Annotated in this window: 14 protein-coding genes and 1 other RNA gene; all 15 read right to left on the bottom strand. The window is 70.8% G+C overall.

Annotation, left to right across the window (positions count from 1 at the left end):
• Positions 1–198: 198 nt before the first annotated feature.
• The 15 genes from npdG to cobC all read right to left on the bottom strand — a co-directional run bounded on the left by npdG (position 199) and on the right by cobC (position 15,396).
• A complete protein-coding gene (npdG, locus tag AB0J78_RS14025) occupies positions 199–864 on the bottom strand; it encodes an NADPH-dependent F420 reductase (protein ID WP_363789335.1) in 666 nt (221 codons plus the stop codon).
• Between the two features lie 80 nt (positions 865–944).
• Positions 945–2,333, bottom strand: a complete 1,389-nt coding sequence (locus AB0J78_RS14020; protein ID WP_363789334.1) for an RNB domain-containing ribonuclease — start codon at positions 2,331–2,333, stop codon at positions 945–947.
• A 69-nt stretch (positions 2,334–2,402) separates the two neighbouring features.
• A complete protein-coding gene (locus AB0J78_RS14015; RefSeq protein WP_363789300.1) occupies positions 2,403–2,588 on the bottom strand; it encodes a hypothetical protein in 186 nt (61 codons plus the stop codon).
• Between the two features lie 84 nt (positions 2,589–2,672).
• Positions 2,673–3,122 (bottom strand): hypothetical protein, encoded by a 450-nt coding sequence (locus AB0J78_RS14010; RefSeq protein WP_210971255.1) that lies wholly within the window; start codon positions 3,120–3,122, stop codon positions 2,673–2,675.
• Positions 3,123–3,166: 44 nt separating this feature from the next.
• On the bottom strand, positions 3,167–4,180 hold the full coding sequence (locus AB0J78_RS14005) for a C40 family peptidase (protein WP_363789299.1): 1,014 nt from the start codon (positions 4,178–4,180) through the stop codon (positions 3,167–3,169).
• A gap of 5 nt (positions 4,181–4,185) precedes the next feature.
• Entirely contained in the window at positions 4,186–4,770 is a 585-nt protein-coding gene (locus tag AB0J78_RS14000; protein WP_363789298.1) for a hypothetical protein, read from the bottom strand.
• Positions 4,771–4,788: 18 nt separating this feature from the next.
• Positions 4,789–6,705, bottom strand: a complete 1,917-nt coding sequence (locus AB0J78_RS13995) for a hypothetical protein (protein WP_363789297.1) — start codon at positions 6,703–6,705, stop codon at positions 4,789–4,791.
• 11 nt (positions 6,706–6,716) lie between these two features.
• Positions 6,717–9,494, bottom strand: a complete 2,778-nt coding sequence (locus AB0J78_RS13990) for an ATP-binding protein (RefSeq protein ID WP_363789333.1) — start codon at positions 9,492–9,494, stop codon at positions 6,717–6,719.
• An 88-nt stretch (positions 9,495–9,582) separates the two neighbouring features.
• Positions 9,583–10,128: a hypothetical protein gene (locus AB0J78_RS13985; protein ID WP_363789296.1), complete on the bottom strand. Its 546-nt coding sequence runs from the start codon at positions 10,126–10,128 to the stop codon at positions 9,583–9,585.
• Positions 10,129–10,134: 6 nt separating this feature from the next.
• Positions 10,135–10,425 carry a hypothetical protein gene (locus AB0J78_RS13980; protein ID WP_132626116.1) on the bottom strand — a complete coding sequence of 97 codons (291 nt, stop codon included), beginning with the start codon at positions 10,423–10,425 and terminating at the stop codon, positions 10,135–10,137.
• Positions 10,426–11,218: 793 nt separating this feature from the next.
• Positions 11,219–11,610: RNase P RNA component class A (gene rnpB / locus AB0J78_RS13975), an RNA gene on the bottom strand.
• 55 nt (positions 11,611–11,665) lie between these two features.
• Positions 11,666–12,775: a bifunctional RNase H/acid phosphatase gene (locus tag AB0J78_RS13970; protein ID WP_363789295.1), complete on the bottom strand. Its 1,110-nt coding sequence runs from the start codon at positions 12,773–12,775 to the stop codon at positions 11,666–11,668.
• The gene (locus AB0J78_RS13965) at positions 12,772–13,497 is read right to left on the bottom strand and encodes a C4-type zinc ribbon domain-containing protein (protein ID WP_363789294.1); all 726 of its coding nucleotides are present in this window, start codon (positions 13,495–13,497) and stop codon (positions 12,772–12,774) included. Before AB0J78_RS13965 ends, AB0J78_RS13970 begins: the two co-directional genes overlap by 4 nt.
• Complete coding sequence (locus tag AB0J78_RS13960; RefSeq protein ID WP_363789293.1) at positions 13,494–14,369, bottom strand: Nif3-like dinuclear metal center hexameric protein; 876 nt, start codon at positions 14,367–14,369, stop codon at positions 13,494–13,496. The genes AB0J78_RS13965 and AB0J78_RS13960 overlap by 4 nt, the downstream gene beginning before the upstream one ends.
• The gene (gene cobC / locus AB0J78_RS13955) at positions 14,350–15,396 is read right to left on the bottom strand and encodes an Rv2231c family pyridoxal phosphate-dependent protein CobC (protein ID WP_363789292.1); all 1,047 of its coding nucleotides are present in this window, start codon (positions 15,394–15,396) and stop codon (positions 14,350–14,352) included. Before cobC ends, AB0J78_RS13960 begins: the two co-directional genes overlap by 20 nt.
• Positions 15,397–15,418: the final 22 nt, after the last annotated feature.

The following is a 15,418-nucleotide window of genomic DNA, read 5'->3' as shown; positions in this document are numbered from 1 at the left end:
CCACCTCCGTCCCCAGCCTGCCGTCCCCGCGGCGACACCACGACTGCGGCCGCAGCCGACACCCGGAACACCGCCGTAATCGGGGGACCGAATACCGCCGCAATCCGCCCACCCGAACCGATTACTCCGGTGATCGGTCACCTGAACGCTGGAGCAATCGGGGTGGGTCTGAGACTCGGGAGCGGATTGTTGCCTGGGTCAGACGTCGGTGATTCGGAGGCCTGCGTGGGCCTTGTAGCGGCGGTTGATCGCGATGAGGTTGGCCGTGAAGGCCTCGACCTGGTGGGCGTTGCGGAGGCGGCCTCCGTAGATGCCCCGGACGCCGGGGATGACGTCGGCCAGTTCGCGGACGGTGTCCGTGGCCTCGCGGTCGTCGCCCAGGACCAGGACGTCGAGGTCGACGTGGTCGACGGCCAGGTCGGCGAGAGTGACCGCGGAGACGTGGTGGAACGCCGCGGTGACGCGGGAGTCGGGCAGGATCCGCTCCGCTTGCTGGGCGGCGCTCCCCTCGTCGACCGGCAGCGCGTAGGGGCCCTTCTTGTCGAAGCCGAGCGGGTTCACGCAGTCGATGACGATCTTGCCCGCCAGCTCGGTCTGCAGGGACTTGAGCGTGTCGGCGTGGCCCTCCCACGGCAGCGCCGCCAGCACCAGGTCCGAGGCCGCCGCGCAGCCCGCGTTGTCGGCGCCGGTGACGTCGCCGCCCGCGATCTCCTTGATCTCATCGGCGGCCTGCTGAGCGCGCTCCGCGTTGCGGGACCCGATCACGACCTTCAGCCCGGCCTTGGCCCAGCGGATCGCCAGTCCCCGACCTTGAGCTCCGGTACCGCCCAACACTCCGACGGTCATCTCCCGCACGCCAGTCACCTTCACGGCCCCTCTCGTCGCCATCGACATTCACGATCCACAATCGACCCACTGGCCACGAGAATGCCACGAGGTGTGCGTCAGGCCACTTCGAACTCGACGTCGCGACGCTCCGGATCGGCGGTCACCAGCCGCACGCGAACCTGCTGGCCCTCGCCCAGCTCGCTGCCGGTGCAGCGGGCGATGATCGGCGGATCGGCGACGAAGACCTCACCCGCGACGCCGTTGGGCACCCGCAGCACCGTCGCCGGGAACTCCTCACCGACGCGCGAGACCAGCGACCACGCCTGCGTCTGGGCGATGCAGGCCCGCTCGACCTGGGCGGCGACCCGGTCCGAGCCGCCCATCGCCGAGGGGAGTTCGCCCAGCGCCTCGGTGACCCACTCCGGGATCTCGCGCCCGGCCGTCACAGCCAGGCAGATCTCCGCGCAGTACCGGTCCACCAGGCGCCGGATCGGCGCGGTCACGTGCGCGTACGAGGCGCCGATGCCCGCGTGCCCGGACTTGGCGGGCGCGCCGGAGTCGAACGCCGTGTAGCCGGCGCCGCGCAGCAGCCGGGTGGCGGCCACGTGCACCGCCAGCGCCTCCGGGCGCGCCGGGTCGAGCTCGGCGAGCGCCTCGGCCGCCGACAGGCCGACCGGCCAGTGCACCCCGAGCTGGTTCGCCGAGCGCCGCAGCACGTCAACGGTGGCGGAATCGGGTTCGGGCACCGTGCGCAGCACACCGACACCGGCCTCCAGCATGATCTCCGCCGCGCACATGCCGGTGAGCAGCGAGATCTCGGCGTTCCACTCCTCCACGACCAGCCTCGGCCGCAGCGCCAGCCGCCAGCCGCCCTCGCCGTCGGATTCCACCTGCTGCTCGGGCAGCCCCAGCTCGATCGCGCCGCGCCGCAACGCCTGCTCGCGGCGCAACCTGCCGATCTCCGGCAGCAGTTCGATCGACGGGTGCGCGCAGCCGTGCGCCAGGGATCGCTGCACGCCGTCGTAGTCCAGGCGGGCGACCGAGCGGACCAGCGCGCGGCGCACGTCCACCCGCTGCGGGGAGCCGTCGGGATCGAGGTCGATGGTCCACAGCACCGCCACGCGCACCTGGTCGGGCAGCAGGCTCGCGGCGTCCTCGCACAGCCGGGTCGGGTGCAGCGGAATGTTGCCGTCCGGCAGGTAGAGCGTCTGCCCCCGGCGCCGCGCCTCCAGGTCCAGCGCACCGCCGGGCGGGATGAACGCGGCGACGTCGGCGATGGCGTAGTGGACGCGGTATCCGCTGCCTCGGCGTCGCAGCAGCACCGCCTGGTCGAGGTCCTTGGCGCCCGGCGGGTCCACGGTCACCAGCGGCAGGTCGGTGGCGTCGTGGCGGAAACCGGTCTGCAGCGGCTGGGCGACGGTCTGCTCGACCTCGGCGAGACCGCTGGTCGGGTAGTCGCGGGGCAGGTTCAGCTCACGCCGCACGGCGGCGAAGTCCAGACCCAACGGGTGCGCGGCAACGGGAGGAACAGCGTGGACGCCGTCCGGGGACCTCTCCGCCGCCGCCACGAGAACTCAGTCCTCTTCTTTCCAGCGGCGGTCGGCCTCATCGGCCGCCTCGTTGCGCTCCTCGGCTATCTCGAGCGCGCGAGCAGCGGTCTGCTGGTCCGAGTACGGGCCCAAGCGATCGGCGGCACGGCAGCCCGATTTGGGCTCGACCTGCCGATGCTTCAAACAGAAGTACCAACCTCCGCGGGCCATGCCCCGAGCCTCGCACGACATCGCCCGCCTGTCACGCGTCGCGCGCCGGTTCGACCGGGATGTCCGAACGGCCGTCACGACTCGTCACCAGGCCGGAGGTGGCGGCGGGGCCGCCGGGGGCTGGACGCCGCGCGGCGGGATCGGGTCCAGGCAGGACACCAGCACCTGGTGGTCCTCCGGGTTCTCGATCCGGCGTCCGTCGCGCATCCGGTACTCCAGCTCGCCGTCGTCGCCGACCTCCACGGTGCAGCCGACCTCGGCCAGCTGGTCGTCGTCGAGGTTGGCCAGCCGCTCGTAGCGGGACGGCACCACGCGGTAGACGGGCCACTGCACGTGCCCGAACGCCTGGTGGAACTCCGCGAGCAGGTTGCGCATCTGGTGCTGCCACGGAAGCGGCATCGCCTCGGCGAGCGAACGCGGTAACACCGCGTAACCCGACGAACTTCCGGGCGGAGACTGGTTCAGGTAGTCACCGAGCGGCGTGCTCGACGCGGGCGGACCGGTCGGCCGCGGGATCGGGTCCGGAGTGAACATGAGCAACCCTTTCCGGAGTTTCAGCAGGCCGACGCCATTCTTACCTAACGCGCGCCTCCGGCGGCGGGTACCGCGCCGGGCGGCGCGGGCGTGTCCGCTGCGGGCCGGACGACCGTCGGCAGCAGCTGCCCGCCGTCCCACAACTTCGTGACCTCCACCGATTCACCCGGTTGCGGTGCGTGCAGCAGCTGATCGTCGCCCAGGTAGAGCCCGACGTGGTGAATTCCGTTCGGATCGCGGCCGTAGCCCCAGAAGACGAGATCACCCGGTTGGGCCTGTGCCAGCGGCACGTGCACGCCGCCCTGGAAGTACTGGGTCTGCGAGTACTTCGGGATCTCGATGCCCGCCGCCTTCCACGCCTGCTGCGTCAGACCCGAGCAGTCGAACGACGCCGGGCCCGCCGCACCCCACACGTAGGGCTTGCCGAGCTGGGCCTTCGCGTACGACAGGGCCTGGCCGGCCAGCACGCTGGAACCGGGCAGGTCCTCGCAGCCGGAGATGCCGGGAACGTTGCCCTCGACGCTGACCAGGTGCGCCGCCATCGGCTCCCAGCGGTGGTAGCGCAGCGGGAACGCGGAGCGCTCGACGCGCTGCGCCGCGGTACCGGGCCGAAGCTCCTCCCAGCCGGGAACGGCCAGCAGCACGTCGTAGAACTTGTTGACCTGGTAGTCGACGTCGGTGACCTGCGCGATCGTTCCCCAGCCCATCGAGGGCCGCATCTGGAAGATGCCCAGCGAGTCGCGGTCGCCGTGGGTCAGGTTGGCCAGGTTCGACTCGGTCTTGCCCGCCTGGATGGCGATCTGCCACGCGCGCGGAGGCAGGCCGCGCTGCTTGCCGACCTCGATGATGCGCTTGGCCAGCGCGACGGACTCCGGCTTGAGCGAGCCGGCGTCCTGCTCACCTCTCCCGGCTCCGTTGCCCCACGGTCCGAGGTTGGCGCTGCAGTTGGACCAGCCCTGGTTGCCGCCGCTGCTGCTGATCAGCATGGTCAGCGCACCGAGACCGATCATTCCGGCGAAACCCGCGAGCACGATGAAAGCGACCACGAGCTTGCGCATGCGCGTCAACCTTCCTTGTCGTACTGAGCCACCCGCCAACCGGCCGGGGTCCTGTTCACGGTCACGTTGAGCACCCCGATGTCGCTGGGCAGCCGGACGACCATCGAGCCCTCGGTCGAGCTCACCGCGGACGGCGCTCCGGTGATCACGTTGCCCGCGTTCACCGGATCGACGGTCGACAGCTCGGTGAGGAACTCGTCAGTGGTCAGCGGGCGCAGGCCGTTCAGCCACTGCTGGCGGTCGGCGCCGACCGGGTGGTTCACCCACGCCTCGCCCCACTTCTCCACGATCGCGACGCCCGCCGGGTCCGGCGCGGTCGGAGTGGGACCGGCCTGCGGCACGGAGATCGTCGGTGGTCGCTTGGTCGTGGGCACCACGGCGGAGCGCTGCGGCGGGAGCGTGTACTCGGTCGTCCGCCCACCCGCGGCCTCGTTGCGGCTCGGCGGTGGTTCGGGCAGCAGGAGTCCGACGACGGTGGCCGCCGCGCCCACCACGACCAGAGCGGCCGCCAGGTGCTTGGGCGAGCGCAGCGGCCAACCCCAGAACCTGCGGTACACCGCGGCTCGCCCGCGGTGCGTCCGGATCGGCATCAGCTCCCCCTCTTGTGGTCAGCCATCGGCCACTTCCAGTCCCCGGGACGGCCGGTAGATCACGTGCACCGGACGCCCCTGCACGACCTCGCGGTCGGCCAGGCGCGGCGAGTCGGCGCCGGCCGGTTGGTCAGACACCCGCTCCACCGTCGCCCGCGACGGGATCAACACCGGATCTTCGTCGTTCCCGTCCCACTTGGCATCCGCCACCGGGTTGGTATCGACCACTCGGCTGGCCGCCCGCATCTCCGGGACGCCCTGCGCGCCGCCCGGCCGACGCGGCGAACCGCCACCGGCGGGCAGCGCTCCGGCTGCCGCACCGCCCGAGCCGATGGAGCCCTGCGGTGCGGAGTCGTCGTCGCGGTCCAGCCGCTGGGCGACGGCCGGAAGCAACGCCTCCGGGCGCCTCCGGCGCGGCCGGTCGCCGTACTCGTCGTCGGTGTCGCTGTCGCGGACCTGCTCCCAGAACTCCCCGCCGGAAGGGGTTTCGCCCCGCCTGCCGAAGCGGGCGAAGATCCCGCCCTGCGCACGCGGCGCCGCGCGTCCGACCGTGCCCACCGACAGCTCGACCATCTGCGCGATCCGCCGGATCGGCCTGGCGATCATCAGGAACACGATGGTGATCAGCGCGGCCAGCAGGATCTGGGTGAGCGCGGAGAACCCGCGGGTCGGGTCGAAGATCCAGGTCAGGATCAGGGTGTGCAGACCGGCCAGCGCCGAGACCATCACGACGTTGAGCACCGCCGCACCCGCGACGCGACCGATCATCCGCAGGATCTGGTGGTAGACCAGCGCGATCAGGCCGATCAGCGGACCGGCCAGGATGAGCACCCGCAGCAGCACCTGCGCGAGCAGGATGGTGGCCTTGGCCAGCAGCTGGAACGAGGCGTAGGCCAGCGACTGCACGCTGCCCAGCACGCCCGCGCCGACGCGGCTGCCGTCGATGCCCTGGAAGTAGCCGTAGGCGCTGCCCATCTTGCCCGCGACGTCCTCGAACGCCTGCTTCTTGGGCTCCGGTGAACCGCCGTCCGCCCCGGCGTTGACCTCCTGCTTGGTCCACGCCTGGGCGCGCAGCAGTTCCCGGCCCAGCTGCTGGGCCTGCGGGGAGTCGGGCGAACCGAACTCGCCGCGCAGCCAGTTGCGGTAGATGACCTGGTCGTGCAGCAGCGTCGGCAGCGCGTTGGCCTCGTCGACGCCGACCTCGTGCAGGAAACCGGCCTGCACCGCGGAGGTCCCGGTGATCACGATCTCGTCGAGCGCGTGGGTGTAGACCAGCGGCGTCAGGTAGGTCGCCGAGGCGAACCACAACGCCGCCAGCGCCCACATGCCGCGCTTGCCGATGCTGGCCAGGTCGCCCTGCCAGATGTAGCGGAACAGCACGACCGCCAGCACCAGCGCGACGAGGCCGAACCAGGGCGCGAACACGCTGTCGTAGAGGGCGACCGTGCCGGTGGCGATCACCTCGTCCAGCGGGTCCATCAGGTCGCCGTTGAGCAGCGCGTAGTGCAGCCCGTTGGTGGCGCCCACCAGGTTCTTGGCGAGGTTGAACAGCTCGTTGCCGACCCAGGTGTCGACCAGCGCGTTCGGGTTGGTCACGCCCTGGGGGCCGCAACCGAGGTCGTAGGTGTGCCAGATCAGACCGGCGTAGCCGACCTCGTCGTAGGCGCTGCCCGGGTTGCCCGCACCCATCGGCGCCGGGTCCAGCGCGCCCACCATGCCGGAGCCGGGACGCTCCGGGTTCGGAGCCTCCTTGCAGTCCAGGCTCTGGCCCCAGGCCGGGGCCGCCATCAGCGACTGGATCGCCAGCAGGCCCGCGATCAGCAGGTAGGCCCTACGGCGACGGGGCGTCAGCACTTCCGCCGAACGCGTCCGGCGATTGACCACCAGCACGGCGACCACCGCTGCGAGCGCAGCGGCGATCACCACGATGCTCACGACCGCGCCGCTCACCTCGCGTCGTCCCCACCCCGCTCGCCCGGCCGGCGGGTCGAGCTCTCGGTGCCGTCATCGAAACCGATGCCGACGCTTTCGAGTTCAAACTCGTCGAACGATTCGAAATCGTCCCCGTAGTCGTCCTCCGCCGGGTTCAGCGCGGACGTGCTGGAGTCGGAGTTCACGCCGTCGCCGTCCGGCGCGGAGCTCAAGGCCCGCGGTTCGGCGTCGGGTTCGGAGGCCGGTGTGGTGTCCAGCGAATCGCGCAGGTGCTCCAGGTGCGGGCCGGAGAAGTCGATGCGGATCTTCTCCACGCCGCCCGCGCCGTCGCCGAAGATGAACTGGCGCGGCGCGCGGTCCCGCTGGGTGGCGTTGCGCGCCGGGCCGGGACGCCGTCCCAGCGCCGAGACGACCTGCTCGTAACCGGCGTCGACCGGCACCTTGAGCAGCCGCAGCGCGTCGGCCTGGGCCTGCTCGTCGTCGAGCCGGCCGATGAACACCGAGTCCAGCAGCGACACGAAGCCCTGGATGCGCAGGAAGTCCGCCGGGATCTGGCTGGACAGCAGCACTCGGACGTTCCACTTCCGCGAGTCTCGGGCGAAGCGGTTCATCAGGACTCGACCGGTCGGCACCTCGGAGAGGAAGAACGCCTCGTCGATCCAGACGCCCTTGCGCTCGCCCTTGGGCCGCTCGTAGATCGACCGCTGGGTCAGCCAGGCCGCCAGGTTGAGCATCTCCACGCCCAGCGCCTCGGCGTCGGTCCAGTGCTCGCGGCCGACGCCGTCCTTGGGCAGCGTCAGGCCGGCCATGGTCAGCACCGTCAGCCGGTCGTCGCGGGTCTCGGAGTACGGGTCGGCGTTGCTCTCCGGGATGAGCAGCGCCATCCGCTCCCGGATCTCGTCGAGGAAGTCGGCGACGACCACCGCGTGCTCGTGGTGCTCGCTGGCGTCGCGGCGCAGCGCCTCGAAGACCATGCCCGGGTGCGCGTCGACCCGTCCGCCGACGGCGCGGACCGCGCGCAGCAGCACGATCCGGGTCTGCGGCAGCTTCGCGACCTCGTAGGGCAGCAGGCCGGTGAGCACGTCGAGCACCAGGCGGCGCCGGGTCGCGGCGGCCAGCGCGCGTTCCCGCCGCCACCCGCGCTCCGGGTCCTCCTCGTCGACGAAGTGCTCCAGCTCCGGTTCGGCGACCACCCGGTACGGGTTGAGGATGCCTGGCTGGGCGTTGAGCAGGTTGATGTTGCGCGCGTAGGGCTTGAGCTCCGGCAGGTTGCACAGCTCCGAGAGCGGCCCCGACGGGTCCAGCAGCGTCCAGTGCGCGCCGGCCCGCAGCGTCTTGTAGACGATGCCGCCGCCGAGGAAGGACTTGCCGCCACCGAGCCCGGCGACCATCGCGGTCAGACCGGAGGCGTCGCGGACCTCCTGCGCCATCCACGGGTCCCAGGCGACGGGACGCCGGGTGGCGGTGCAGGTCTCGCCGAGCAGGATGCCGCGCCGGTCACCGACCTCGGCGGTCGCCTGCGGCACCGCGGAAGCCGCCCACACCACCGAGCCGCGGCGCAGGTAGGCGGTGTTGGCCAGCGGCTCGCCCGGGATGAACTCGCGCGCCATCGCGTACTGCGCCTCGGGGTGCTCGATGGCGACCTTGGGCTTGTACAGGTCGAGGATCTGCTGGGCCAGCCGCAGGGCGTCGCGCTCGGTGGGGCCGGACACCGACATCCGCCACCAGGACTTGACCCGGGTGGCCAGGGCGGTGAAGCCGGAGGTCATCTCGTCGTCGATCTCCAGCACCCGGCCCGCCTGCCGGGCCAGCGAGGTCGGCGGCTCCAGGCCGTGCTCCTCGGTGTAGTGCCGGACCTGGGAGCGGACCTTGTTCATCTGCCGCTGGAGCTCACCGCCGACGTCCTCGGGACGCCGCACGTAGATCCGCGCCGACCACTCCACCGGAGCGGGCAGCCGGTCGGAGTGCTGCATCCACGGGTCGTCGATCTCCGGGATCTGCAGGCCGTGCGTCTGACCGACGGTGAGCACCGCGACGTGCCGGGTGACGCCGGCGTTGGAGCCGGTCCGGCCGCGCACGGTCACCGTCGGCGCGTACGGGTCCTGGTGCATGTCGGAGGCGTCGGTGAACGACGCGAGGTCCTCGGGTTCCCACGGCGCTCCGGGCACCGCGGGCAGGTTGCGCGGAGCCGGGAGGCCCAGCGAGCAGGACCGGTGCATCAGCCAGGAGATCTCCTCGGCGGTCACCGGGCGGCCGTCCAGCCCGGCGGAGCCGATCACCTGGTCCAGGTGCTCGATCTCGCTGTCGAGCGCGACGAGCTCGGCGTCGACGGCTTCCGGGAAGACCTTGTGCAGCAGCGGGGCGGCGCGTTCCACCGCGCGGTCCACGACGTTGCGGGTCTGCACCTGGACTCCCAGGTAGACCTCCTTCTCCGCCATGGATCGGCCCATCAGCTGCTGCTGCTCGCCGACCATGTAGTCGTCGAAGGACAGCGCGCCCTCGGCGTCGGGAAGCGGGTTGCGCGCGTTGTGCACGTGCGCCTCGGCCCACATCCGGATCGGGTACGGGCGATTGGTCACCCGCAGGTGCAGCCAGCGCCCTTGCAGTTCCGCGTACTGGCCCGCGATGGCCGCGACGAGGTCCTGGCGCTGCGAGTCCGAGCGGAAGGACCAGCGCTGCGGGGAGAGCCGGTACCAGGCGAAGACGTCCTGGCCCGTTCGCAGCAGGTGCCCGTCGATGGTGCGCGCGGCGATCGACGGGGTGTAGGTCGGGATGGACTGCTCGTCACCCAGACCTCGCGCGCGCTTGCGCGGCTTGTCGTTGCCCTTGGCACCGCGGACCTTGCCGCTGGAACCGCGGGGTACCTGCTGCGGCTGCTGCTCACCGCCTCGACGGCGACCGAACACCGCGAACCTCCTTGCTACGCGTGCGCCTGCTTCCGACCTGCTGCCCGGTCCGGGTGGAGCGCGACTGCGCTTGCCGGGCTCGTTGCCTTCTGGCCTGCGACTGTCGCGGGGCCTGCCCCTGCCGCTGCTGTCCGCGGCGAGAGCGCTTGTCCTTGGGCACGGGACGACGCCGCCGGACCCGGACCCGGGCAGCGCTGGCCGCCCCGCCGTTGGCCTGCGACTTCTCGCGGGGTGCTGTCAGCTCTCGCATCCACATGACCAGCACGGCGCCGAGCGGGCGCTCGTGCCCGATCTTGGCGCAGATGAGCCTGGTCAAGGCCACCGTGATGACCAGGGCCCAAGCCGTGGAGAAGAAACCGAAACCGATGTTCATCCGGCGTTCGATGGCCAGCACCAGCAGGAACACCACGGTGCCGACGCCCCACGCCACGTAGCGCGCACGCCAGGGGAAGGTCGCCTTGGGCGGGCCGAGCCAGATGGCGTCTACCCGGTAAACCTCGTCATCGGTGCGTATCCGCACTGGACATCACCCGTTGGTGCTGAAGAGCTGTGCGATGAAGGTGCCGATGTCGATTCCCGCGTTGGTGACCGCGATGCCGACGATGGCCAGGGCGACGAGCACGCCACCGACACGGCGCATCACGCCGGCGTTGTCGCCCTTGCCACCACCGAGCCACAGCAGCAGGATCGCCACGGTCAGCAGCAGCAGCGGCAGCACGTTGTTCAGGATCCAACCGCGGATGCCGTCGGTGCCCAGCTGTGTCTGCTGAGCGAGTACGTCCAGGTGCGCCAGTGTTTCCAGCGGCATGGCGGTCATCTCTTTACCCCTGAGTACGCGGAGTGTCTGCGGGCCGGTACCTCAACGCGTCGCGGTGATCCGCAACGCGCAGATACGAGTAGAACATGACATGGTCACCAGAAGTAGTGGTTGCGAGCTCGGGTGTGGCGGGTTACAGCGCGACAGCGAATCGGACATCACGCGGTGAATAGGCCGTTCGAGCAAGCCACCACTGGCTGGTCATCGCGGAATAGGCGCCCGTTCGGCCGGTTTCGAGCCTGATCCTCGTGGCTGTTCACCCGCTTGCGAGCCCCTTCGTAACGCACCGTGAACATTCCGGTGGTCCAGTGGATTTCCGCACATCGCGCCAGGAAGCACCCGACTGGATCACTCGACGTGATCGCCGCACTCGAAAGAACGAGGTGATCTTGACGCGCACGAATCAGGGTAACGGCACCCGCACGAAGAGTTCCCCCCAGGGCATGGGTTTCGCCACCTAGACCAAAAGCACGAAAACCACTGCAACAAACAGACCAACAACAGACCAACAACCGTCAGGCAAGCACCGAAGGTGCTTCCTCAGTACCCACCTGAGCAACCCGCACCGCCGCGGGTTCTCAGACGTCGTCTGGGGAGGACAGCCGTAGCGCCGTGTATTGGCATACATCAGTCTCGGATCCCGGAGCCAGACGGCGTCTGAGGTTCCGCTACCCGCACCGCCACGCAGCAAGACCACTGAGCAGTTGATCAGTGAAACAGACCTCACCCGAGAACCAGCACGCCCAGGACCGGAAAGAGACGCCCCCGAAGACGCGAAAAAACGAAGAGAATGCGGAAGAGACGGTCTGTAAGCCGGATTCTGTTCCCGGTGGTCTTACGACCAGCCCGTTCGGTGACCATCCATCTAGGCCCGCCGTCGCCGACGAGCTCGTGCGGCCTACCCGCGAACCTCGGGCGAGCAACCCTCGAACGTCCGCGCAGGCGTCGGAACGCCCATCTTGGCCTTGCTCCAGGTGGGGTTTACCTAGCCACCTCGGTCACCCGAGGTGCTGGTGGTCTCTTACACCACCGTTTCACCCTTACCCGGCGCGAGCGCCGGGCGGTCTGCTTTCTGTGGCACTGTCCCGCGGGTTTCCCCGGGTTGCCGTTGGCAACCACCCTGCTCTGTGGAGTCCGGACTTTCCTCGACGGGTCGTGGCCCGCCGCGGTCACCCGACCGACTCTTCCGCACCGGCGATTTTACCGCCGTGCCCGCTCCCGGTTCCGGCCAGCCCGGGGTTCAGCCCCAGTGGGAGATGTCGTTGACCAGCCGGACCGAGGCGTTGCCGTCGGGGTAGAACTCCACGATGGACAGCGACGCCAGGTCCAGGTGCAGGCGGTAGAAGACCTGGGGTCCCACGTCCAGGCCCATGCGCAGCAGGGACTTGATCGGGGTGACGTGGCTGACGACGATGATGGTCTTGCCCGCGTAGCGCTCGACGAGGTCGTCGCGGGCGTCGGTGACCCGCTGGTGAACGGCGGCGAGGCTCTCGCCGCCGGGCGGCACGACGGCGGGGTCGCCGATCCACTTCCGGTGCAGTTCGGCGTACGCGTCGGCGGCTTCGAGGAAGGTGAGGCCCTCCCACTCGCCGAAGTCGGTCTCGATCAGGCCGTCGTGGAACTCCAGCTCACCGCCGGTGGCGTCGGCGACGGCCTGCGCGCTCTGCCGAGTCCGGGTCAGCGGTGAGGCGATGATGGGGGCGGTGCCGTCGGGGGTGACGACGCCGTCCATGGCTGCCAGGCGCTTGGCCGCGGCCCGGACCTGCCGCTCCCCCAGCTCGGTCAGCTCGACGTCGCCGCGACCGGAGTAGCGCTTGTCGACCGACATGGCGGTCTGGCCGTGCCGCAGCAGCAGCATCTTGGTGGGCGCGCCCCGCAGGTTCTGCCAGCCGGACGGGCGGGTGCGCGCCGAGGCGCTCTCGGTCTCGGTGACCTGCCCGGATTCGACGGTCTTGCCGTCCATCGCGTCGTTGGCGAGCTTGTCGGCGGTGGAGTTCTCGGCGCGCGGGATCCACTCGTAGTCGACCCGCTCGAAGTCGGCGGCGAGCTCTCGCGCGACGGCGTTGAGCGGCTGGAGGTTGGCGTGCTTGACCTTCCAGCGCCCGGCCATCTGCTCGATGACCAGCTTGGAGTCCATCCGGACCGACACCTGCGAGGCACCGAGTTCGCGGGCGGCGCGGAGTCCGGCGATGAGCCCCTGGTACTCGGCGACGTTGTTTGTGGTCTCGCCGAGTCCGATGGCGCGTTCGGCGAGGACGGCGCGGGTGTCGGCGTCGAGCACGACCGCACCGCAGCCGGCGGGGCCGGGGTTGCCGCGCGATCCGCCGTCGGCCTCGACGACGACTCTCACTTGTTCTCCCGGACCATGATCGCGCCGCACTCCTCGCACCTGACCACGTCGTCGGCGGCGGCTTCGCGGACCTCGTTGAGGGCGTGCCGGTCGAGTTCGATGCGGCAGGCCCCGCAGCGGGCGCCCTGGAGCAGTCCGACGCCGATCCCGCGCTGGGCGCGGACCCGCTCGTAGAGGGCCACGAGGTCGTCCGGGAGGGACTTGGTGATGAGGTCGCGCTCGTTCTGCCTGCGGGTCTCGGCGACCTCGAGCTCGCTGAGCGCCTCGTCGCGGCGGGACTGGATGTCGCCGAGCCGCTGCTCGGCGTCGCTGACGGCCTCGCGGGACTTGGTCACGTTGGTCTCCAGCGCTTCGCGCTGCTCCATGACCTCCAGCTGCTCGTCCTCGAGCACGGCCTGCCTGCGGGCGAGGGTCTGCAGCTCGTGCTCCAGCTCCTCCTGCTGCTTGGCGGGTCCGCCTGCGGCCATCAGGTCGCGGTCGCGGGTCTCGCGCTTGCGGACGTTGTCGACCTCGGTCTCCAGCCGCTTGACCTCGCGGTCGAGGTCGTTGAACGCGGTCTGGGCGACCACGAGCTCGTCGCGCTTGGTCTGGACCTCCCGCTCGGCGTCACCGATCTGCTCGAGTTCCGGCAACGTGCGCCTGCGGTGCGCGACGCGGTTGATCTCCGCGTCGGCTTCCGCGAGATCGAGCAGCCGTCGTTGTACGGCGGGGTCGGCTTTCACGCGAGCGCCCTCCCTGGGTCTGGTGTCGCACCGGCGTGCACGGTCCACGGGTCGGTGCGTCGGGTGGATACGAGGACTTCGACTGTATCCGGCAGCGCGGCGGACACGAGGTCCGCGGCCTGCTGGCACCAGGGCCATTCGCTGGCCCAGTGCGCCACGTCGACCAGGGCCGGCACGGAGGTGCCGGGCACGTCGGCTCGGGCGAGGTGCTCGCCCGCGGGGTGGTGGCGCAGGTCGGCGGTGACGTAAGCGTCGACGCCGGCTTCGGCGGCGGTGGCCAGGAACGAGTCGCCGGCTCCGCCGCAGACGGCGACGCGGCGGATCTCGCGGTCCGGATCACCGGCGCCGCGCACGCCCCACGCGGTGGTGGGCAGGCCGTCGGCGACGCGGCGGACGAAGGCACGGAACGGTTCGGGCCGGGCGAGTTCGCCGATGCGGCCCAGGCCGGTGTCGGCTCCGGGCGCGGTGGGCACCAGCGGCCGCGTCGCGGTCAGGCCGAGCGCACCGGCCAGCGAGTCGGACACGCCGGGGTTGGCCTTGTCGGCGTTGGTGTGGGCGCAGTAGAGGCCGATGCCGGAGCGGATCAGACGGTGCACGACGCGTCCCTTGTGGTCGTCGGCCGGGACTCCGTGCACCCCGCGCAGCAGCAGCGGGTGGTGCGAGATCAGCAGCTGCGCGCCGAAGTCGATGGCCTCGTCCACCGTGGCCTCGATCGGGTCGACGCAGAACAGCACGCGCTGCACCACCGAGTCGGGATCCCCGCAGACCAGGCCGACGGCGTCCCAGTCCTCGGCCAGCCCGGTGGGGTACGCCTTCTCCAGCGCGCCGATCACGTCCCGAATACGCACCGTTTCACCCAATTTCCACTGCATCTCGAAAAGCCTTGACCAACAACGAGTTCTGCTCCGGCTCGCGCACCGCGACCCGGAGGTGATCGGTGTCGAGGCCGGGGAAGGTGTCTCCCCTGCGCACCGCGACGCCGCGGTCCCGCAGCGCCTCCCGCACCCGCTGCCCGTCCGGCACCCGCAGCAGCAGGAACGGCGCCTCGGCCGCGCGCACCACGTCGATGCCGGGCAGATCGGCGAGTTCGGCGAGCAGCCCCGCCCGGTGCTCGGTGAACTCGGCCGCCGCGCGCTGCGATTCGTCGATCGCGTGCGGTTCGCAGCAGGCGCGCACCGCGGTCAGCACCAAGGAGTTGACCGGCCAGTGGGGACGGTTCCGGCCGAGCTCGGCGAGCAGTTCCGGGGCGCCGAGCGCGTAGCCGGCGCGCAGGCCGGGCAAGCCCCACATCTTGGTGAGGCTGCGCAGCACCAGCAGTCCCGGTTCGGCGAGGTGCGCGAGGGATTCGCGTTCGCCGGGCACGGTGTCGATGAACGCCTCGTCGACGACCACGATCCGGCCGGGCCGCAGCAGTTTCCGGATCTCGTCGGCCGGGTGCAGCACCGAGGTCGGATTGGTGGGGTTGCCGAGCACGACCATGTCCGCCTCATCGGGGACCTGGTCGGCGTGCAGCCGGTAGCCGTCGGCGGGGTCGAGGACGACGCGCTCGACGTCGACTCCGGCGTTGCGGAGGGCCAGTTCGGGTTCGGTGAACGAGGGGTGGATCAGCGCGGCCAGCTTCGGGCGCAGCGCGGGCAGCAGCGCGAACCCCTCGGCGGCTCCCGCCAGCACCACGACCTCGTCGGGGTGCCGGTCGTGCCTGGTGGCGACGGCTCGGCGAGCGGCTTCGTCGGCTGCGGCCGAGGGGTAGGAACCGAGGTCGCCGAGGGCTTCGGCGAGGCGAGCGCGCAGCCACTCCGGTGGCCGCTCCAGCCGCACGTTGACGGCGAAGTCGGCGAGTCCGCGCGCCGCGTCCACATCGCCGTGGTGGCGCAGTAGTTCTCGATCGTCCCCGCTCATCGGGGGCAGTTTAAACGTGCTC

Origin of the sequence: Saccharopolyspora sp. NPDC049426 (genome assembly GCF_040676935.1) — a bacterium.
Taxonomy (GTDB): domain Bacteria; phylum Actinomycetota; class Actinomycetes; order Mycobacteriales; family Pseudonocardiaceae; genus Saccharopolyspora.
Note: the sequence above shows the minus strand (reverse complement) of the source record. Positions and strands in the feature narration are given on the sequence as shown.